Origin of the sequence: Chryseobacterium indologenes (genome assembly GCA_016025055.1) — a bacterium.
Classification (GTDB): Bacteria; Bacteroidota; Bacteroidia; order Flavobacteriales; family Weeksellaceae; genus Chryseobacterium; species Chryseobacterium indologenes.
In genome coordinates this window covers 4,377,939-4,397,286 of sequence record CP065590.1, presented here as the reverse complement: position 1 = coordinate 4,397,286, position 19,348 = coordinate 4,377,939, and the positions used below count along the sequence as shown (strand labels likewise).

20 protein-coding genes and 3 pseudogenes are annotated in these 19,348 nt (G+C 36.6%); 13 read left to right on the top strand and 10 right to left on the bottom strand.

Features of this window, described 5'->3' with window-relative positions:
- Positions 1-133: 133 nt before the first annotated feature.
- Positions 134-936, top strand: a pseudogene (locus H3Z85_20315) (helix-turn-helix transcriptional regulator).
- Positions 937-1,136: 200 nt separating this feature from the next.
- On the opposite strand, the pseudogene H3Z85_20310 reads toward H3Z85_20315, so the two are convergent.
- The 3 genes and pseudogenes from H3Z85_20310 to H3Z85_20300 all read right to left on the bottom strand — a co-directional run bounded on the left by H3Z85_20310 (position 1,137) and on the right by H3Z85_20300 (position 2,493).
- Positions 1,137-1,622, bottom strand: a pseudogene (locus tag H3Z85_20310) (50S ribosomal protein L9).
- Positions 1,623-1,815: 193 nt separating this feature from the next.
- Positions 1,816-2,118, bottom strand: coding sequence for a 30S ribosomal protein S18 (locus tag H3Z85_20305; GenBank protein QPQ51571.1), 303 nt, complete (start codon positions 2,116-2,118; stop codon positions 1,816-1,818).
- Positions 2,119-2,151: 33 nt separating this feature from the next.
- Positions 2,152-2,493: a 30S ribosomal protein S6 gene (locus tag H3Z85_20300; GenBank protein ID QPQ51570.1), complete on the bottom strand. Its 342-nt coding sequence runs from the start codon at positions 2,491-2,493 to the stop codon at positions 2,152-2,154.
- A gap of 310 nt (positions 2,494-2,803) precedes the next feature.
- Between H3Z85_20300 and H3Z85_20295 the strand changes: the two genes are divergently transcribed.
- Positions 2,804-3,403, top strand: a complete 600-nt coding sequence (locus H3Z85_20295) for a hypothetical protein (protein ID QPQ51569.1) — start codon at positions 2,804-2,806, stop codon at positions 3,401-3,403.
- Between the two features lie 4 nt (positions 3,404-3,407).
- Here the strand turns inward: H3Z85_20295 and H3Z85_20290 are convergent, their stop codons facing one another.
- The 5 genes and pseudogenes from H3Z85_20290 to H3Z85_20270 all read right to left on the bottom strand — a co-directional run bounded on the left by H3Z85_20290 (position 3,408) and on the right by H3Z85_20270 (position 7,652).
- Positions 3,408-4,760: a chloride channel protein gene (locus H3Z85_20290; protein QPQ51568.1), complete on the bottom strand. Its 1,353-nt coding sequence runs from the start codon at positions 4,758-4,760 to the stop codon at positions 3,408-3,410.
- Positions 4,761-4,863: 103 nt separating this feature from the next.
- Positions 4,864-5,211: a hypothetical protein gene (locus tag H3Z85_20285; protein QPQ51567.1), complete on the bottom strand. Its 348-nt coding sequence runs from the start codon at positions 5,209-5,211 to the stop codon at positions 4,864-4,866.
- Complete coding sequence (locus tag H3Z85_20280) at positions 5,208-5,399, bottom strand: hypothetical protein (protein ID QPQ51566.1); 192 nt, start codon at positions 5,397-5,399, stop codon at positions 5,208-5,210. Before H3Z85_20280 ends, H3Z85_20285 begins: the two co-directional genes overlap by 4 nt.
- Before the next feature lie 55 nt (positions 5,400-5,454).
- Positions 5,455-6,761, bottom strand: a pseudogene (locus tag H3Z85_20275) (2-oxo acid dehydrogenase subunit E2).
- Positions 6,762-6,824: 63 nt separating this feature from the next.
- Positions 6,825-7,652, bottom strand: a complete 828-nt coding sequence (locus H3Z85_20270; protein ID QPQ51565.1) for an SAM-dependent chlorinase/fluorinase — start codon at positions 7,650-7,652, stop codon at positions 6,825-6,827.
- A 134-nt stretch (positions 7,653-7,786) separates the two neighbouring features.
- Between H3Z85_20270 and H3Z85_20265 the strand changes: the two genes are divergently transcribed.
- The 5 genes from H3Z85_20265 (at position 7,787) to H3Z85_20245 (ending at position 12,294) form a co-directional block, all read left to right on the top strand.
- Positions 7,787-8,749, top strand: a complete 963-nt coding sequence (locus H3Z85_20265; protein ID QPQ51564.1) for a PhoH family protein — start codon at positions 7,787-7,789, stop codon at positions 8,747-8,749.
- Between the two features lie 113 nt (positions 8,750-8,862).
- Positions 8,863-9,525 carry a PorT family protein gene (locus tag H3Z85_20260; protein ID QPQ51563.1) on the top strand — a complete coding sequence of 221 codons (663 nt, stop codon included), beginning with the start codon at positions 8,863-8,865 and terminating at the stop codon, positions 9,523-9,525.
- Positions 9,526-9,663: 138 nt separating this feature from the next.
- On the top strand, positions 9,664-10,161 hold the full coding sequence (locus tag H3Z85_20255; GenBank protein ID QPQ51562.1) for a hypothetical protein: 498 nt from the start codon (positions 9,664-9,666) through the stop codon (positions 10,159-10,161).
- Between the two features lie 755 nt (positions 10,162-10,916).
- Positions 10,917-11,573, top strand: a complete 657-nt coding sequence (locus tag H3Z85_20250) for an outer membrane beta-barrel protein (GenBank protein ID QPQ51561.1) — start codon at positions 10,917-10,919, stop codon at positions 11,571-11,573.
- A gap of 76 nt (positions 11,574-11,649) precedes the next feature.
- Positions 11,650-12,294, top strand: a complete 645-nt coding sequence (locus H3Z85_20245; protein QPQ51560.1) for an outer membrane beta-barrel protein — start codon at positions 11,650-11,652, stop codon at positions 12,292-12,294.
- 83 nt (positions 12,295-12,377) lie between these two features.
- Here the strand turns inward: H3Z85_20245 and ffh are convergent, their stop codons facing one another.
- Both ffh and H3Z85_20235 read right to left on the bottom strand, forming a co-directional pair.
- Positions 12,378-13,739 carry a signal recognition particle protein gene (gene ffh, locus H3Z85_20240; protein QPQ51559.1) on the bottom strand — a complete coding sequence of 454 codons (1,362 nt, stop codon included), beginning with the start codon at positions 13,737-13,739 and terminating at the stop codon, positions 12,378-12,380.
- Between the two features lie 83 nt (positions 13,740-13,822).
- Positions 13,823-14,566, bottom strand: a complete 744-nt coding sequence (locus tag H3Z85_20235) for a hypothetical protein (protein ID QPQ51558.1) — start codon at positions 14,564-14,566, stop codon at positions 13,823-13,825.
- Between the two features lie 262 nt (positions 14,567-14,828).
- Here H3Z85_20235 and H3Z85_20230 point away from each other — a divergent pair, with 262 nt between their 5' ends.
- From H3Z85_20230 to H3Z85_20205, 6 genes are all read left to right on the top strand, one after another.
- Positions 14,829-15,200, top strand: coding sequence for a hypothetical protein (locus H3Z85_20230; protein ID QPQ51557.1), 372 nt, complete (start codon positions 14,829-14,831; stop codon positions 15,198-15,200).
- A gap of 59 nt (positions 15,201-15,259) precedes the next feature.
- Positions 15,260-16,357, top strand: coding sequence for a F0F1 ATP synthase subunit A (gene atpB / locus H3Z85_20225; protein QPQ51556.1), 1,098 nt, complete (start codon positions 15,260-15,262; stop codon positions 16,355-16,357).
- 49 nt (positions 16,358-16,406) lie between these two features.
- On the top strand, positions 16,407-16,601 hold the full coding sequence (gene atpE, locus H3Z85_20220) for an ATP synthase F0 subunit C (protein ID QPQ51555.1): 195 nt from the start codon (positions 16,407-16,409) through the stop codon (positions 16,599-16,601).
- An 83-nt stretch (positions 16,602-16,684) separates the two neighbouring features.
- Positions 16,685-17,182, top strand: coding sequence for a F0F1 ATP synthase subunit B (locus tag H3Z85_20215; GenBank protein QPQ51554.1), 498 nt, complete (start codon positions 16,685-16,687; stop codon positions 17,180-17,182).
- 2 nt (positions 17,183-17,184) lie between these two features.
- On the top strand, positions 17,185-17,724 hold the full coding sequence (gene atpH, locus H3Z85_20210) for an ATP synthase F1 subunit delta (protein QPQ51553.1): 540 nt from the start codon (positions 17,185-17,187) through the stop codon (positions 17,722-17,724).
- 16 nt (positions 17,725-17,740) lie between these two features.
- Positions 17,741-19,318 (top strand): F0F1 ATP synthase subunit alpha, encoded by a 1,578-nt coding sequence (locus H3Z85_20205; protein ID QPQ51552.1) that lies wholly within the window; start codon positions 17,741-17,743, stop codon positions 19,316-19,318.
- The last annotated feature ends 30 nt before the right edge of the window (positions 19,319-19,348 follow it).

Here is a 19,348-nt window from a genome sequence, read left to right as displayed (position 1 = left end):
TTAATTAAAGGATTTTTGCTAAATTGATTTTGATAGGGCAAATTTACGACGGTAACGGCCGGACATGATTTGTGAAACAAGAAAAAGATTTGCTCATTTACGCCAATTTAAAAAATATTCTTACCTTTATTTCATGAATGACAGCCATTTTAAGGATGTGGAAGACGAAGATGCAGAATTTTACGTGTATCATGTGCTTACGGGAAATATTACCACAGATATCCATTATCACAGTTCAGCACAACTGGTGTATGCAGAAGGCGGGATCGTACATGTTTTTACTGATCTGAAACACTGGTATCTTCCGGCCAGATGCTTTATGTGGATTCCTGCCGGCACACCTCATTATCTTTTTCAACGAGTCCTAAGGTCAATTTATATAATTTTTATTGTAAAAAGGAAGAAGGTGAAAATGGCTTTTTTGATGAAATTAATATCTATTCGGTTAATGATCTCCTCAGAGAGATGATTTTACATACAAAAGAATGGAATGGCAAAATCACAAAAAACGATAGTTCTAAATATTATTTTCTCAAAGCATTAAAAGGTGTTTTGCCTGAAAAAAGAGATAAAAAGCTGGCATTTCCCGTGCAGCATCCCTTCCCAAAAGATGAAACCCTGCTTAAAATTGCCAAGTATATTCATACCAACCTCGAAAAACCTCTTACCATAGAGTCTACCGCAAAGGAATTCGGAATGAGTACTAGAACCCTGTCCAGGAAGTTTAAAGAGACTTTAGGGATGAATTACGTCCGTTTTCTGCGTGCCCTGAGAATTACCCGATCTCTTGAATTAATGTTGGAAGGAAAGTACAATATGTACGAAATTGCAATGATGGTGGGCTACAACAGCCTGTCTTCCTTTAGCAATATTTTTAAAAAGGTAATCGGGGTGGCTCCTACGGAGTATCAGCTGAAATTGAGAGGAGATAGATAGGTTGAGGGTGGGAGAGTCTTTGGGATAAAAGTAACTCTATAAAAATGACGGGTATATCTTAAAACCTCCTATATTCCCCTTCTCTGAAGTGTTGTTTTTTTCTCCGTAAAAAGATGGGAGTAGTAATAGTATAGTGATACAAAAAAACCACTTCAAAAATTGAAGTGGTCTTGTATGGTAAGAAATTCTCAGTCGTTTGATTAAGCTTCTTCAGATTTAGCTTCTTCCTTTTTAGCAGGAGCAGCTTCAACCGGAGCATCAGAAACGATATCGAATTCGTAGTTGTACTCAACATTTCTGTGAAGTCTGATAAGAGCAGCAAATTTACCAGTTCTCTTGATCGTGTTACCAGGAATTTTGATATATTTTTTCTCTACAGAAACTCCTGCTTTTTCTAAAGCAGCAGAAAGATCAGCGTTGTTGATAGATCCGAATAATTTATCACCAGTACCTACTTTTGCAGGAATCGTGATAGATGTTTTCTTCAATTGGTCAACTACAGCGTTAGCAGTAGCGATTAATTTAGCTTCTTCTTCTTTTCTAGCTTCTAATGTAGCTTCTAAAGCAGCTTTGTTTTTAGGGGTAGCTAAAAGAGCAATTCCTTGAGGAATTAGGAAGTTTCTAGCATAACCTGGCTTTACGTTTACTGTATCAAACTCAAGTCCTAAGTTTTCTACGTCTTTTTTAGGATAATTTCCATTGTTGTTGTCCGTTTTTTAGTTTTAGAGAAAAGAACAAAGAAAAAGAAAAAAGACTGATGTCTTAGAAATTATTTCTTTTCTTTAATCTAAAAATCGTTAGAATTAATTATTTATTCAGCAACTTAAAAAAAGAGAAAATGACCGAAGTCTTTTCTCTTTCTTCTTGTTTCTTTATATCTTACTTTAATAAGTCAGCTACGTATGGTAGTAATGCAAGGTGTCTTGCTCTTTTGATAGCAGCAGAAACTTTTCTTTGATATTTTAAAGAAGTTCCAGTGTATCTTCTTGGTAAAATTTTACCTTGCTCGTTCACGAATTGTAATAAGAAATCAGCGTCTTTGTAATCAACGTGCTTAATTCCGTATTTTTTGAATCTACAATATTTCTTTTCAGATTTTGTATTGATATCAAGCGGAGTAAGGAATTTTACTTCTGATTCTCCTCCAGCTGAGGCTTGTTTAGCCATTTCATCTATTGCCATGTCTTGTCTTTTTTAAAAAATAGGGTTAATTAATTAAGCTTTAGCTGCTTTTACTTTAGCTCTTCTAGTTACAGCGTACTCAACAGCATGCTTGTCAAGTTTTGTAGTAAGGTAACGGATTACTCTTTCGTCACGCTTAAATGCTAGCTCTAAATCAGCTACTATAGTACCTTCTCCTTTGAATTCGATTAGAGTATAGAACCCGTTCTTTTTCAATTGGATAGGGTAAGCTAATTTTTTCAATCCCCAATTTTCTTTAGCAACGATTTCGCAGTTCTTTTCTTTGATAAGATCTACATACTTGTTCACTGCTTCCTCTACCTGTGACTCAGATAGAACGGGAGTTAAAATGAAAACAGTTTCGTAATTGTTCATAATGTTAAATAAATTTGTTAATTATTTCGAGGTGCAAAAGTAGAGAATATATTTGTAATATGCAATATTATTGTTGGAATAATTGAAAGTTTAAAGTTGCCGGAGCAATGTTGGCGAACTCTCGCTAAGGTGGGAAAATTAAAAAGCACTAAAGAGAATGGTATTAAATTTTTATAAAAGAGAATTTTTCTTGAACTGATTGACGATGTTTACCAGGAACGTTAGATTATACACAGGATTTTACTGTTCGGGACCGATTTTTGCATTCAGATCTTCACTTCTAATCAGGAAAAACAAATTTTATTATACAATGAAAATTAATTATTACATTTTACCATTACTGGTAGCCGGGAATCTTCTATACTCCCAAGACAAAATTTCAAAGAAAAACGGAAGTAGTTTTGACGCTAAATTAATAGATGTCGGTTCTTCCGAAATTACGTATAAAGAGCTGGACAATCCCGGAGGACCCACTCATTCTTTAGATAAATCTGAAATCTATCAAATAACATACAGTAATGGAAAAACAGAGGTTTTAGGGAAATATAAAACTGTTGATGAAGCCAAAAATCTTATTGTCTCCAAAATTAATGACTATGGAATTGACCGTGATAGAAACGATTTATCACTTCGTGCTGAGTTTGATGGTGACAATATTAAAATCAATTCCCTTAATGCCAAGGGACGCATTGTTCATGAAGGTGATTTTTGGGACCTAAGCAAAGTAGTGGCTTTTCATAACATTTCTAAAAGAAAGGATAATATTGCCTATTTAAATATAGTTACCTATAAAATCACAACATCCAAAAGAGCATTAAGTAAGCTGGTTATTAAACTAACAGATTATGAGGCAGCCGAAAATGTTTTAGAAGCTATGAAAGATCTGAAAATCATGTTGAAAAAAGACTGATATATTAATCACGTTGTCTGATTTCTGTAAGGAAATTTACTTTCAGAACATCATACAACGAATGTCTGCTGACCAGAATAGATGCAATAGAGGAAACCATGCCGGCAAGCATCAGGTGAAATATCAATGAATGCCTGTCGGTCATTTCCAGGACAATAATTGCGGATGTAAACGGAGCTCTGGTGATTCCGGTAAGAAATGCAACCATTCCGCCCAGGATGACTACGTTGGTTTCATTGGGAGTCAGATGAATCGCTCCGGAAATAACAGATCCGATACTTGCTCCTGCGGTAAGAGCCGGGGCAAAAATGCCTCCCGCGCCTCCCGAGGTAAAGGAAAGGGCAGGGCCCAGCATTCTTAAAATGGGAACATACCAGTCTTCATGTTTGTCTTTCGTAAAAAGAACCCTTTCCATAATTTCTTTTCCGGACCCCAGAATTTCATGGTTGATAAAATAAGCAATTGATGCAATGATCAGGGCGCAGCCCACAAGGAATATCACATTGGCTTTATCTGTCGTTAACTTTCTCTTTTTCCAGCCGTTTATTTTAAGCATAATCACAGAAAGCTGACTCGCCAGAATACCTGCCGTAGCTGCGACCAGGATAATAGGGAACATCACCATTAAAGAAACATCATTGGTTTTTGGATATCCCAGATATAAATAGGATCCGGCCAATGTCTGGGCTGTCAATCCGGCAATAATGACGGCGGTAAATAAAGCTGTTTTAAAGTAATTAATATGGGTTTTCGAAAGCTCTTCCACAGCAAATACAATTCCGCCCAACGGGGTATTGAACGCCGCTGCGAGACCTGCTGCAGCGCCTGTCATAATCATATTTTTCTTGGAGATCTTCGGCCACCATTCCGGAAGATATTCATTCACTTTTCTGAAAACGGAGCCTGCAATCTGAATCGTCGGGCCTTCACGTCCTACCGCACCACCGCCAATCACGAGAATAACGGAAGAAAGAATTTTAAAAATAATGATTTTAAGGCTTAAAAGGCTTCTGATCTTTCTGTGTTCTTTCGGATTCGCAAGTTCCACAGCAGCCATTACCTGAGGAATACCGCTTCCTTTAGCATTGGGAGCAAATTCTTTTACCAGCCACCAGGAAAGTACAAAGCCAAAAGGAGCGATTATGAAAATCATCCAGGCATGCCATTCAAAGATAATATTCATCAGATTTTCTCCCCATGCGAATATTTGCGCATACAATACCGCAAAGAAACCTGTAATAACTGATCCTATCCAAAACGGAATAGCCTGAAGCAGGTTGTATTTCAACTGCTCATTGCGGATATTGTCAAAGGAGTTTTTGATGGATTTTCGTATCAGAATAAGGATTTTCAGCATTTGTCGGTTTTGTTGGATGAAATTACGGTAAAATTTTGAGAAATATTATTTCAATCCAAAAAAATCTCACCCGTAAAGAGTGAGATTCTGTAGTTGTTTATTTTTAAGATCCGCCAAAAAAGAGGGCGGCTGCTATACCGTAGATCAGTAATATACTACCGGCAAAGATCAGATTAACATTCCTGAGCGCTAATTTATCCTTGCTTTGGAGAACCGTAGCCTCAATAATGATGAACAGAAACCACAAACCATGGAAGATCATCATAAAGATCAGATAGGCCAGTCCGTCCCATCCTTTTGCCTGACTCATTGCAATGGCAAAAACAACAGTTCCGAAGATCAGCACTGCCAGACGGATCAAAATGTGTCGTGTTACATTTTGTCCACCAGGTTCCGCTTTCTTTTCGTTGCCCTGTTTTATTTCAAAAAGCTCTCTTAGTTCGGGGCTCATTCTTTCTGTTTGTTGTAGAGTGTAACAAAAAATTGCAGGATCCCGATATAACCAAGGAGATTTAACACTCCAAAAACACGAAACAGATTCATCGAATAGAAGTCAAAAAAGCTGGATGCAAGCTGAATAATATCAATAAGGATAATGGCACATAGTGATAGTATAGCAATGATCGTCGCGTTTTTCATAATCTGTCTGTTTTTGGTTATTAATGTAAAGTTTTAACTGATCTGAAGGGATATACTATATTTCTGTGTTTAAATCCCAGTTTTCAAGGTAGTCGTGAACATGTTTCAGCATCATTCCCCCCAGAGAACCGTCTACCACTCTGTGGTCGTAAGAGTGAGACATAAACATTAAGTTTCTGATAGCAATCACATCACCATCCGCAGTTTCTAGAACAGCCGGTTTCTTAACGATAGCTCCGATGGCTAAAATAGCAACCTGAGGCTGAGGAATAATCGGGGTCCCCATAAGATTTCCAAAGCTTCCTACGTTAGAAATAGTATAGGTAGCTCCCTGAGTGTCTTCAGGTCTTAATTTCTTATTTCTCGCTCTGTATGCCAGATCATTGATAGCTTTGGCAAGCCCTGAAAGTGAAAGCTGGTCAGCATTTTTGATAACAGGTACGATAAGGTTTCCGTCCGGAAGGGCAGTAGCCATACCGATGTTGATGTTTTTCTTTTGATGATGTTCTCACCACTTACAGAAACATTGATCATTGGGAAATCCTGGATCGCTTTAACAACAGCTTTAACAAAAATAGGCATGAAAGTCAGTTTTTCACCTTCACGTTTTTCGAATGCCGCTTTGTTTTTGTTTCTCCATTTTACAACGTTGGTAACGTCAGTTTCGATGAAAGAAGTAACATGCGGAGCGATTTGTTTTGCTTTTACCATGTTTTCAGCGATGATCTTTCTCATTCTGTCCATTGGAATGATTTCATCACCTGCACCAGCGGTAATCGTTGCTGCAGGAGCAGAAACTGCCGGCTGAGGAGTAGATGCTACAGGGGTTGCAGCTGCAGGCTGAGCAGGCTGGTTTCCTTTGTTGGCAACGTACGCTAATATATCTTCTTTGGTAATTCTTCCTTCCAAACCGCTTCCTTTGATGGTTTTCAGTTCAGTTTCAGAAATTTTTTCCTGTTGTGCAATTGATTTTACTAATGGAGATAAATAAAGGTCTCCTGAGAATTCTACGTTAGAAGCAGCCACAGTCTGTAAAGGCTCTTCAATCGTTTTTAATGTCTCTGTATCGGGGGTAGCAGCAGGAGTTTCAGTTTTTACTTCTTCTGAAGCGGTACCTTCTCCTTCAATTTCTAAAATAGCAATGGCCTCACCTACTTTGGCAACTTCATCTTTTTGCTTTAAAATTTTAACAATTTTTCCCGAAACAGGTGTCGGAACGTCTGAATCTACTTTATCTGTAGCAATTTCTACTACAGAGTCATCTTCTTTTACGCTATCACCTTCATTGAATAACCAAGTGATAATTGTCGCTTCCATAACACCTTCTCCCATGGAAGGAAGCAATAATTTGTATTCTGCCATTTTTGATTTTTAGATTTTGACAAATATATAAAAAAAATCGGTTTTTTTATGAAATATATAATCTTAGGTGAATTCAATGTAAATATTTTCACCTACATTCAATCCAAACAGGCTTTTAGCCCCGTTTTTCTTACTTCCTTTGTAAATTGTCAGCTCCAATAACTGACTGTCATTGAAAATGGCCGCCGATTGCCCATGGAATTCGGTCTCCCTTTCCCAGTCGGAAACAACCTCCGTATGACTGGAAAAGACCCTGGAAAGGCTAAGATTCCTGAATTTTATGGTGAAACTATTGTATCCTTTGCTGATATTTTCGAAAAAATCTTTATGGATATTTGATATTATATTTCCGAAATTATCAATATAAGTCACTTCTCCGATAATCATGGCTTCAGACTCATTGTAAACCGCTCTCGGGAACATCAGTTGCTTTACGGTATCTATTTTTCTTCCGATAACTTCAGGAAGTCCGCCATTAGCGAGATGTACCGCAGCAGGAACAAAAATATCCGTAGAAATAAAGTCGATGACATCATCAAACCGATTATTCAGCGTGAGCTCGTATATGGCTTCAGGTTTAATATCGAAAAATATAAGGCTCAACAGGCCGTTGTCTGCTGCCAGAAAGTAAGAACCGTCTGCTTTGTAAAGAATATTTTTTCTTGATTTGTGATAAAAACTGTCTACGGCTAGGATGTGGATAGATCCTTTAGGAAAATATTTATAGGCGTTCCGTACAATGTACGAAGTCTGTATAAGGTTGAAAGCCTGGATATCGTGGGTTATATCAATAATATTAACCTCAGGATTTAGAGACAAAATACTGCCTTTCACAGCAGCAACTCTGTAATCCAAATTTCCGAAATCCGAAGTAAGGGTAATAATTGACATGAGCAATTTATAGAATAGTGTAGTCTTGCAAAGTTATTTAAAATAAAAAGAAAGCCCGAAAGATTGTTGAAAAGAATTTCATATAAATTTAAAAAAAAAGCTTTAATTTTAAAATCTAAAAATAAAAATACTGCATGTTTGAATTAACATTTGATTTGGAAGATATCGATCCAAAAATCTTTTATGGAGTTAATAACCAATATTTCAACTTAATAAAATCAAGCTTTCCGACCATTAAAATTACAGGAAGAGATCATTTTATCTTTGCTATGGGGAATCAGGAGGCTTTAGATATACTGAAACAAAAACTGGATGACATTGTAAACTTTATCTCTAAAAACAATTCAATAGGTCTGAAAGACGTTGAAAATATCCTTAATATTAAAGATGAAAACGAAAAACAATTGGTTTTTGATCAGGATATTATTGTAAAGGGAGTCAATGGAAAAATTATTAAAGCCAAAACCACCAATCTTAAAAAGCTTGTTAAAGAGACAGAGAAAAAGGATATGGTGTTTGCAATTGGGCCGGCCGGGACAGGAAAAACCTATACGAGTGTTGCCTTAGCTGCCAGAGCATTAAGAGATAAGGAAGTAAAAAGAATTATTTTAACCAGACCTGCTGTAGAAGCGGGGGAGAGCCTTGGATTTTTACCCGGAGACCTTAAAGAAAAGCTGGATCCGTATTTACAGCCCCTTTATGATGCGCTTCGTGATATGATTCCTCATGAAAAGCTGGAAGGTTTTATGGAGAAAAAGGTAATTGAGGTAGCTCCATTGGCTTTTATGAGAGGGCGTACGCTTGATGATGCCTTTGTAATTCTTGATGAAGCTCAGAACACAACCCATGCACAGATGAAAATGTTTCTGACAAGAATGGGGATGAATGCGAAGTTTATTATTACAGGAGATCCAAGCCAGATTGACCTTCCGAAAAACCAGCAATCAGGGTTAAAAGAAGCGATGAGGATCCTTCACGGAGTGAAAGAAATCGGTTTTGTACATCTTACGGAGGAAGATGTGGTAAGACACCCTGTGGTAAGAAAAATTATTTTGGCTTATAACGATGAGGATAAGAGATTGAGAAACGACTCCTAAGTAAATGTAAAAGTTTTCATAAAATTTCTATTAACGTTTAATTATTTTATTAAAATTTGTTAATTTGAAAAAATTAATTAGTTTTGCAATCCTTAATTAAAAACTAGTTAACAATGAAAAAACTTTTACTTATTGCAGCAGTCGCTGTTCTAGGAGCAAATGTAAACGCTCAGGAAGTAAGATTTGGTGCTAAAGCCGGATATTCCTATTCTACATTAAAGGCGAAAGGTGATGGTCACTCTGAAACTTCTGATCCCCTGCATACTTATTATATCGGTGGATTGGTAGAATATAAGCTGAGTGATAAATTTGCGCTTCAGGGAGAACTTTTATATTCTCCACTTGGTGGAAAAATGGAAATAGAAACGGCTGATCCAAATAATCCAACTACATTTTTAAACGTTAAAGCAAAACAAACTTACCATACCTTATTGATTCCTATTTCAGCGAAATACTTCATTACTGAAGGGTTATCTGTTTCTGCAGGGGCTAATGTTGGTTTGATCCTTTCCGCAAAAGAAAAATACTCTGCTGATTTGGGACTGGGACCATTGGTTGAGCTTGAGGGAAGTGATGAGACTGATATTAAAGATCAGCTGAATACTTTAAACCTGGCACCTTTCTTAGGTGCTGAATATATGTTGGAGAACGGACTCTTCTTTGATGCAAGATATAACCTGGGTGTATCAAACTTAGCAAAACATGCTGAAGGAGGGTACAAACTGACAAATAGCTTTATTCAGGTAGGTGTAGGTTTCAAGTTCGGAGGGAACTAAGAATGTAACCAATAATTGATAAAAAACAGGACAAAATTTGTCCTGTTTTTTATTGTATGGTATATCAAACGTTGAATGTGCTGTTTTGATGAAAATAATTAGTAATTTTGTGGCCTTAATTTAAAAGCTACTAAAAAAATGAAAAAGCTATTAGTACTAGGTGCTTTTGCACTTTTAGGAGGTGCAGCTCAGGCACAGGAAGGTTTTAAAATCGGTGGGCATATTGGTGTTCCTGTATCTGATGCATCTGACGTATCTTCCTTTACATTAGGCGTAGATGCTGCTTATATGTGGAATATCACTAAAGGACTTGATCTTGGAGTTACCACAGGATATTCTCATTTCTTTGGAAAAGATCACTTCGATGATTTCGGGTTTATTCCTGTAGCGGTTTCCGGGAAGTATAAATTTGCCGGAGCACCTATTTTTGTAGGATTAGACCTTGGATATGGTATTTCTACGAAGGATGGGGTAGATGGTGGATTCTATGCTCAGCCAAAATTCGGATATCAAATGAAGACCGGCGAGTTGTATTTAGGATACCAGTCTGTGAGCAACAGACGTGATCACGGATGGTACAGAGATAGCTGGAATGTAGGAGCTGTCAACCTTGGATATAATTTCTTCTTAAAATAAGGAGATTATTGATCATATTGAGGGAAGCTCCGGCCTTGCGGCCGGAGCTTCCGCTTTTTTACACGCTTAGTCTAATTTTTAGTTTTGAATTGCAATAGTAAGGTAACAATCTCAAAAACCGGAAAGCTGGAATATTTATATCTATATAATTCCAGTGCAACACAAAGTTTACGAGTAATTTTAGGGAAACAAAGAATTGAAATCAACTTTATGGATTCTTTCTAAGCACAAGTATTGTCCATAAAGGCTCATCAGTGATTTTATGGTTTCTTAATCCTTTCATCACTGAGGAATAGAATCTTGCCTTTGCGTTTTGTAAAGCTTTAGAATGTACCTTAAAGGTGATAAAGGACAACAGTTTAAATTCAGAGTAACCAAACCACTTACCCAGTCTCCAACTTTAGATACTGATCACTCATTAAACTTCCCTTTTTAATTATAAACAGGTGTTTAAAATCCTAAAGGTAATGGCCTATAAGTTAATATTTTAACTCTCTACCGTTAACTTTTGGATGAAATTGGGATGTTTTTAGGGAAAATTAACAAATACAAAAGAGTAAACATATCGGGATCCGGTTGATAAATTATGATTTTTTTATTCATAATATTGTGAAAAACTCAAAGCGGGTTATTTTATATGATTTATTTTTATAAAATGCTTAAAAATACTAGTGATATTAATCACATTAACAAATTTTAATATTCGTGGAGGCCACTGTAAATTTGCCCCCAGAAAGTATTAAAAATTTTTTAAAATGAAAAAAATATTATTAGCGGGTGCTGTTGCACTTTTCGGTTTATCAAACGCTCAGATTGCTAAAGGAACTACATATTTATCAGGACAAGTAAATTATTCTCAAAAAGAGTATAATAATGCTAAGGATCAAAGAGATGAAAATTTCAAAATTCTTCCAACTGTTGGATATTTCGTAAACACTAACTTAGCAGTAGGTTTAGGACTTGGTTACCAAAACGCTAACACTAAAACAACTGAAGATAAAGCAGGTAACACAGTATTAAAAACTAAAGATACTGAATCTGCATTCGTTGTAGCTCCATTCGTAAGAAAATATTGGACTTTATCTGATAAATTATATATTTTCGGTCAATTAGAAGTTCCAATGGCATTTGGTCAAACTAAATACGAAGAAACTGCTACAACTACTACAGGAGCTGGTACATCTGTTGTTTCATCTTCTGATAAATACAACAAAACTTCTATCGGTGTTAACATTAAGCCAGGTTTAGATTATTTCTTAAACAAAAACTGGACTATCGAAGCTACTATCGGTGAATTCGGATACAACACTTCTAAAGTGGATGTTGACGGAGCTAAGAGAGTAAACAACTATGACTTCGGTTTAAACTTAAAAGCTGTAACTTTCGGAGTTAAGTATGTATTTGCAAAATAATAAACAAAACATATAGCACATAAAACCCTGAGATTTTCTTGGGGTTTTTTTATATTTGCTCAAATTTTTAATAATCATGAATAAACTTTTATTAGCAGGTGCTGTAGCACTTTTCGGACTTTCAAACGCTCAGATGACTAAAGGGGATTGGGTAATCAGTGGAAACACAGGAATGGGATTCAATAATACCACCTCTACAATAAAGGTAGCTGGTCAGTCTATTGATGGTCCTAAAACAAATACTTTTTCCATTTCTCCTTCTGTAGGATATTTTGTCATTGATAAGTTGGCTGTGGGTGCGGAACTGAGCTATCTGACTACTACCACTAAGTTTGAAGGCAATAAATCTACAAGCTCTACTTTTTCTGTAATGCCTACAGCTACCTATTATTTCACCAATTCTACGAAATTTGTACCGTTCCTAGGAGCAGGCATAGGATATTCTTCGAATACGACAAAGTTTAAGAGTGATGGCGGGTATATTGGCGATCCGTTATTGCAAAATGAGACAACAACAGACGGGCTGGCATGGAAAGTGAAAGGAGGAGTAACTTATATGGCAACCCCATCTTTAGGACTAAATTTAGGGCTTTCTTATGATCAGTTCTCCAATAAAGAGACAGTATTGAATAAAGAGGTTAAAACCAACGTTAAAACTTTCGGAGTTAACATTGGAATGTCTTATTTCATCAGAGGTAAAGCACAAAAATCAGATAAATAATTTTATTTATTGTAAGACCAAAATAAAAAAATCCGACTCGCTTTTGAGTCGGATTTTGTATTTTAATAGGTTCGTTTTTTGGATTATTTTCCAAACATTCCGCCCATTCCCGGCATATTCGGCATTTTGCTCATCATCTGCATCATCTGCTTTCCCTGAGGTCCCTGCATCATCTTCATCATTTTACCCATCTGGTCAAATTGCTTCATCAATTGGTTTACATCCTCAATTTTTCTTCCAGCACCTTTGGCAATTCTGTTCTTTCTTTGAGTGTTGATGATAGAGGGTCTTCTTCTTTCTTCAGGAGTCATGGAGTGGATAATTGCTTCAATGTGCTTAAAAGCATCATCACTGATCTCAACATCTTTAATTGCTTTTCCAACTCCGGGGATCATTCCCATTAAGTCCTTCATGTTACCCATTTTCTTGATCTGGTTGATCTGCTTCAGGAAGTCGTCAAAACCAAATTCGTTTTTAGCAATCTTTTTGTGAAGTTTTTTGGCTTCTTCTTCATCAAACTGCTCCTGGGCTCTCTCTACTAGGGAAACAACGTCTCCCATTCCCAGGATTCTGTCTGCCATTCTTTCCGGATAGAAAAGATCTAAAGCTTCCATTTTTTCACCTGTAGAGATAAATTTGATTGGTTTTTCAACCACGGAACGGATCGTCAGGGCAGCACCCCCTCTTGTATCACCGTCTAATTTGGTTAAAACAACCCCATCGAAATTCAAAGCATCGTTAAATGCTTTTGCAGTATTCACAGCATCCTGACCTGTCATAGAGTCTACTACGAAAAGCGTCTCCTGTGGTTTGATGAAATAATGCACAGATTTTATCTCGTTCATCATCTGCTCATCAATCGCCAAACGCCCCGCTGTATCCACGATAACTACGTCATGATTATTGGCTTTCGCAAAGTTGATGGCATTTTCAGCAATGGTAGAAGGATTTGTAGCGCCTTCTTCAGTATATACGGGAACATTAATCTGTCCTCCCAATACTTTTAGCTGGTCAATCGCCGCAGGACGGTATACGTCACATGCTACCAGCAAAGGTTTTTTATTTCTTTTTGTTTGTAGATAATTGGCAAGTTTTCCTGAGAAAGTTGTCTTACCGGAACCTTGAAGACCTGCAATAAGAATCACGGTCGGCTTCCCTGAAAGATTGATCCCTTCCTGAGAACCTCCCATCAGATCAACCAACTCATCATGAACAATCTTAGTCATCAACTGTCCAGGAGTAAGGGAAGTAAGAACGTTTTCTCCTAAGGCTTTATCCTGAACCCTTTTCGTAAGGTCTTTTGCAACTTTATAGTTAACATCGGCATCCACTAATGCTCTACGGATCTCCTTTACGGTTTCCGCTACATTGATTTCGGTAATTTTTCCACGTCCGGAAATATTATGTAATGCCTTGTCTAATTTATCCTGTAAACTATTAAACATATGTATTGTAAATTATAGGTTTGCAAAAATAAGGAATTAATTTTAAAATTCTTATTTATGCAGACGATATATGTTTATAAATGCTAAGCTTTTGCGTAAAAATGACTTAATAGTTCGTCTGTGTAAACTGCGGTATCTTCAATAATATTTTGATTTCTTATTTTTTGAATTTTTTCAGGAGTTAATCTTTCTATTCCGGCTTCTTCTACAAGTTGCTCCGGTAATCTGTCTATTATTCTGTTTTGAATATGGGAAATCAGCTTTTCTAGATCTGAACAATAAATGGGAGGATTATCAAAGCCATTCTCGGAAGAGTATCTGTTGGCTAAATCACCGCCGCCACATGTTTCATTAATAGGACATAATCTGCATTGCTTGCATAAATGTTTATGACTATGATGATAAAGCTTGGCTAGAGGCGTGTCTAAAGCCTGATTAATAGAAAAGGAACTTACATTGGCACCTGTTTTTGTAAAGCCGTCTCCACAGGATTTCAGTCCATCTACAGCTTCCATAGAACCATCGGTTTCAATAACTAGTACTTCATTGTTTTTGTTTCCGAGATAATCTGCCATAAGATCATTACCTAATATGGAAGTGGTAATATCTCCAAATAACCGGAGAGAGGGTCTTGTTTCTTCCTTTTCGTTGTACCATGTATCGAAAATTTTGATCAGCCAGTCTGCATAATATGTATTTTCAGTGCCTTCCGTTTTTCCTAATGGCGGATTGTCGTATGTACCGTAAGGAAATAAATAATCACCGCCTTTTAAATCCAGACTTTTAATATGCTCATAGGACTCAATAGGATCGGAATCGATATTCATTACTGATAATAATCCAGTACGTTCTTTGTAAGATTTATTATTAAGTAAAACATTGATGCCTTTTATCACATCATCATAAGATCCCTTTCCGTTATGATAAAATCTATTTTTGTCAAACAGATTATTTGATTGGTATGTACCATATTATATATAGATAAAAATGATAATTATCAAATCATAGGATAATACGATAGAAAAAGTCTATTTTTGCGATCAAATAAAATTGGCCATGGTTTATATCATGGACGAAAATAAATAGAGAATGAAATCTAATCCTAATATTCTTGTAGTCGTCTTACTGTTCTTAACATTCCTTATTCATTTTTCTCTATGGAAATTTGTTTTTCATCTTGATGAAATAATCATCATTAAATTTTATCTTTTCCTGAGTGTCATGTTTATGATGATGATTACCCTGATTATTCTGATCAATAGAGTAGCCCCTGAATTTTTAGGATTATCGGTTATCGGTTTGATCCTTTTAAAATTCGGTTTAATGTACTTAATCAGGAAAAAATTGAACTTTGAGACGATCCCGGGCTATAAATTTCATTTTATCATGCCATATTTCGTCCTGACAGCACTGCTTACGTACTATGCAATCAAGCTCATTAATCATGATAAAAAACAGTAAAATTATTTATTGAAACTAGAAAAAATATTATATTTTTGCACAACGAAAAAAACCTATCAATGTTTAAGAAATTCGCAGTTTTATTCTACAGTATTTTTGTATTAAACTTGGTGTCTGCACAGCACGGCGAGGCTACTGCTGGGGCGGCTCCTGCTCAAGAGCTTTCAGAGAAAGACAAAGTAAGTAAAGAAAACAAAGAATTCATCGATCATCACTTATTGGATGCTCATGATTTCACATTGATGGTTGACAAAGATGGTCACCATATCGGTTTCCCTCTTCCGGTTATTATTTATGATAACGGTTTCCACGCTTTCATGAGTAATAAAGAAGGCTTTATGCACGGTGAGCCGACTGAAGTAGACGGATCTTTTTATGTGTTGCACCACGAAAAGATTTATAAGACGGATGCAGCAGGAACTATAACTCTTGATGATCACGGTCATCCGACTAATGAAAAACCATTAGATCTTTCAATTACAAAAAGTGTACTGATTATTTTATTAGTGTCAATCTTTATGTTGGCGTTGTTCACAGGAATGGCTAAATCTTACAAGAAGTCTGCTATCCCTACAGGAGCAGCAAGATTCTTGGAGCCACTGATTATTTTTGTGAGAGACGAGGTGGCTATCCCAAACATCGGACATAAGTATAAGAGATTTATGGGTTATTTATTGACGGTATTCTTCTTTATTCTTTTCCTTAACGTTTTAGGATTGATGCCTTTTGGAATCAATGTTACAGGTAATATTACAATGACATTCTTCCTTGCTATCCTTACATATCTTATTACTACATTCTCTGCCAATAAAGATTACTGGAAACACATCTTCTGGATGCCGGGAGTACCAGTGCCAATGAAGCTGATCATGCTTCCTATCGAATTATTAGGAACAATCACTAAGCCATTTGCATTGATGATCCGACTTTTTGCCAACATGACGGCAGGTCACATTGTGGTAATGAGTTTGATCGGTTTGATCTATGTATTCAAGAACTTTATTGCTGGTGTAGCATTCCCGTTCTTAACATTAGTAATTTATTTATTGGAAGTATTGGTAGCATTCCTTCAGGCATATATCTTTACGATGTTATCCGCTTTGTTTATCGGAATGGCAGTGGAAGAGCATGAGCATGAACACCACGCAGCTCACTAATCAAATTGAAATTAATAGTATTTAAACAAATTTTTTAAAATTATATATTATGGAAATCCCTAAAATTGTAGGTGCTGGTATCGTAGTACTAGGTGTAGGTATCGGTCTTGGTAAAATCGGAGCTGCTGCTCTTGAAGCTATCGCTAGACAACCTGAACAATCTGGAAAAATCCAAACAGCTATGCTTATCGCAGCTGCACTTGTAGAAGGTGTTGCGTTTGCTGCTCTATTCGCAGTAAACTAATTAAACTCAAATCATTATCTGCAACGGTTGGTTGCAGGTAATGATTCTTTAAAAAAAGTAATAATTATTTATACATTTATATAATGGAATTAATTCATCAGTTTTCATCAGGATTATTTATTATCCAGTCTGTTATTTTTCTAGCGTTATTATTTCTGTTAGGTAAATTCGCTTGGAAACCTATTTTAAAGTCTATCAACGACAGAGAAACTTCTATTGTTGATGCTCTTAATCAAGCTAAATTGGCTAGAAAAGAAATGGAAACTTTAAAAGAAGATAACGAAAGAATTATTCGTGAAGCTAAAATCGAAAGAGATGCTATCCTTAAAGAAGCTAGAGAGATTAAGGACAGAATCGTAGGAGAAGCTAAAGATGCTGCTAAATCTGAAGGAGACAAATTGATCGAAGCTGCCAAGCAGACTATCCAGGCTGAGAAAAATGCTGCCATGGCAGACATCAAAACTCAAATCGGTACTTTATCTGTGAACATTGCTGAGTCTATCTTGAAACAAAAATTAGACAACAGCGAAGCTCAAAACGAATTAGTTCAAAATTATTTAAACAAATCAAACCTTAACTAAGAATGCTTACATCTAAAGTAGCTAAAAGATACGCACAAGGTTTACTTGACTTCACCAATGAAGCAGGTCAAACGGCTACTGTATTTTCAGAAATGAAAGATGTAGTAAAGGTAATGTCTGAATCTAAAGATTTAAACAAATTTTTCCTTACTCCTTACATCGATTCGAAGAAGAAAATAGAAGTAGCAAACGAAATATTCAAAGGTTTATCTGTTTCTTCTCAAAACCTGATCAGATTAGTGATCAAACACGGTCGTGAGAACCAATTGAAAAACATTGCACAGGAATTCATCAATAAAGTTGAAGATCTTAGCGGTGTACAGAGAGTAACGCTTACCACAGCAACTCCGCTTTCAAAAGAAAACCTTGATCAGATTTTAAGATCCACCAATCTTGTAAATGCTGATTCAAACTTTGATCTTACAGTGACTGTAAAACCGGAAATTCTTGGAGGATATGTTCTAAGAGTAGGTGACCAGCAGGTAGATGCATCTGTGAAGACTAAACTTAACCAAGTTAAAAAAGATTTTCAATTAAATTAAGAAAAACAACCATACAATGGCAGAAATAAATCCGGCAGAAGTATCTGCGATCTTAAAACAGCAATTGGCCAACTTCGATACTCAATCAAACGTTGAGGAAGTAGGTACAGTTTTAACCATCGGTGATGGTATTGCTCGTGTATACGGGTTAGAAAACGTACAATACGGAGAGTTGGTGAAATTTTCTAGTGATGTAGAAGGTATTGTACTTAACCTTGAAGAAGACAACGTAGGTGTTGCTCTACTTGGTGAAAGTAAATTAGTAAAAGAAGGGGATACAGTAAGAAGAACAAACAGAATCTCTTCTATCAAAGTAGGAGAAGGAATGTTAGGAAGAGTAGTGGATACTCTTGGTAACCCTATCGATGGTAAAGGTCCTATTACTGGAGAATTATACGAAATGCCATTGGAAAGAAAGGCTCCTGGAGTTATCTTCAGACAGCCGGTAACTGAGCCTTTACAGTCAGGTATCGTGGCAATCGACTCTATGATCCCTGTAGGAAGAGGACAAAGAGAGCTTATCATCGGTGACAGACAAACAGGTAAAACTACTGTTGCGATCGATACGATCATCAACCAAAAAGAATTCTTTGATGCTGGTCAGCCAGTATATTGTATATATGTTGCTATCGGTCAGAAAGCTTCTACTGTAGCACAAATCGTTAAAACTCTTTCTGATAAAGGAGCTTTAGCATATACTGTAATCGTTGCGGCTAACGCATCAGATCCTGTTCCAATGCAGGTATATTCTGCGATGGCAGGTGCTGCTATCGGTGAATTCTTCAGAGATACAGGTAGACCGGCGCTTATCGTTTATGATGATTTATCTAAACAAGCTGTTGCTTACCGTGAGCTTTCTCTACTTTTAAGAAGACCACCGGGCCGTGAAGCTTACCCTGGAGACGTTTTCTATCTTCACTCAAGACTATTGGAAAGAGCTGCAAAAGTAATCGCTGATGATAATATTGCAAGCCAGATGAATGACTTACCAGAGTCTCTGAAACCAATTGTAAAAGGTGGTGGTTCATTAACGGCACTTCCGATTATCGAAACTCAGGCTGGTGACGTTTCTGCATATATCCCTACAAACGTAATCTCTATTACAGACGGACAGATCTTCCTGGAGTCTGATCTATTCAACTCAGGGGTTCGTCCTGCGATCAACGTAGGTATCTCTGTATCGAGAGTAGGAGGTAACGCTCAGATCAAATCAATGAAAAAAGTTTCCGGTACATTGAAGCTTGACCAGGCTCAGTACAAGGAGCTGGAAGCGTTTGCTAAATTCGGTTCTGACCTTGATGCTTCTACTTTGGCAGTAATTTCTAAAGGAGAAAGAAACGTAGAGCTTCTTAAGCAGCCGGTTAACTCTCCACTTCCTGTAGACAGCCAGGTAGCTATGATCTACGCAGGTACTGAGAACTTGTTGAGAAACGTTCCTATCAGAAAAGTAAAAGAATTCCAAACTGAATATATCGAATTCCTAAGATCCAAGCACCCTGATACAATGGCTGCAATTAAGGCTGGGAAAATCGATAATGATATTACAAGCGTTCTTAAGCAGGCAGCTAACGATTTAGCTTCTAAATACAACTAAAAAAATTCAATGTTTAAGGTTTAAAATATA

Excerpts from the sequence above, each read along its gene's own strand:
- H3Z85_20305 (QPQ51571.1), bottom strand. The coding sequence starts at position 2,118 with ATGGCAATAGATGAAATGGCTAAACAAGCCTCAGCTGGAGGAGAATCA.
- H3Z85_20300 (QPQ51570.1), bottom strand. The coding sequence starts at position 2,493 with ATGAACAATTACGAAACTGTTTTCATTTTAACTCCCGTTCTATCTGAG.
- H3Z85_20295 (QPQ51569.1), top strand. The coding sequence starts at position 2,804 with ATGAAAATTAATTATTACATTTTACCATTACTGGTAGCCGGGAATCTT.
- H3Z85_20290 (QPQ51568.1), bottom strand. The coding sequence starts at position 4,760 with ATGCTGAAAATCCTTATTCTGATACGAAAATCCATCAAAAACTCCTTT.
- H3Z85_20285 (QPQ51567.1), bottom strand. The coding sequence starts at position 5,211 with ATGAGCCCCGAACTAAGAGAGCTTTTTGAAATAAAACAGGGCAACGAA.
- H3Z85_20280 (QPQ51566.1), bottom strand. The coding sequence starts at position 5,399 with ATGAAAAACGCGACGATCATTGCTATACTATCACTATGTGCCATTATC.
- H3Z85_20270 (QPQ51565.1), bottom strand. The coding sequence starts at position 7,652 with ATGTCAATTATTACCCTTACTTCGGATTTCGGAAATTTGGATTACAGA.
- H3Z85_20265 (QPQ51564.1), top strand. The coding sequence starts at position 7,787 with ATGTTTGAATTAACATTTGATTTGGAAGATATCGATCCAAAAATCTTT.
- H3Z85_20260 (QPQ51563.1), top strand. The coding sequence starts at position 8,863 with ATGAAAAAACTTTTACTTATTGCAGCAGTCGCTGTTCTAGGAGCAAAT.
- H3Z85_20255 (QPQ51562.1), top strand. The coding sequence starts at position 9,664 with ATGAAAAAGCTATTAGTACTAGGTGCTTTTGCACTTTTAGGAGGTGCA.
- H3Z85_20250 (QPQ51561.1), top strand. The coding sequence starts at position 10,917 with ATGAAAAAAATATTATTAGCGGGTGCTGTTGCACTTTTCGGTTTATCA.
- H3Z85_20245 (QPQ51560.1), top strand. The coding sequence starts at position 11,650 with ATGAATAAACTTTTATTAGCAGGTGCTGTAGCACTTTTCGGACTTTCA.
- ffh (QPQ51559.1), bottom strand. The coding sequence starts at position 13,739 with ATGTTTAATAGTTTACAGGATAAATTAGACAAGGCATTACATAATATT.
- H3Z85_20235 (QPQ51558.1), bottom strand. The coding sequence starts at position 14,566 with ATGAATATCGATTCCGATCCTATTGAGTCCTATGAGCATATTAAAAGT.
- H3Z85_20230 (QPQ51557.1), top strand. The coding sequence starts at position 14,829 with ATGAAATCTAATCCTAATATTCTTGTAGTCGTCTTACTGTTCTTAACA.
- atpB (QPQ51556.1), top strand. The coding sequence starts at position 15,260 with ATGTTTAAGAAATTCGCAGTTTTATTCTACAGTATTTTTGTATTAAAC.
- atpE (QPQ51555.1), top strand. The coding sequence starts at position 16,407 with ATGGAAATCCCTAAAATTGTAGGTGCTGGTATCGTAGTACTAGGTGTA.
- H3Z85_20215 (QPQ51554.1), top strand. The coding sequence starts at position 16,685 with ATGGAATTAATTCATCAGTTTTCATCAGGATTATTTATTATCCAGTCT.
- atpH (QPQ51553.1), top strand. The coding sequence starts at position 17,185 with ATGCTTACATCTAAAGTAGCTAAAAGATACGCACAAGGTTTACTTGAC.
- H3Z85_20205 (QPQ51552.1), top strand. The coding sequence starts at position 17,741 with ATGGCAGAAATAAATCCGGCAGAAGTATCTGCGATCTTAAAACAGCAA.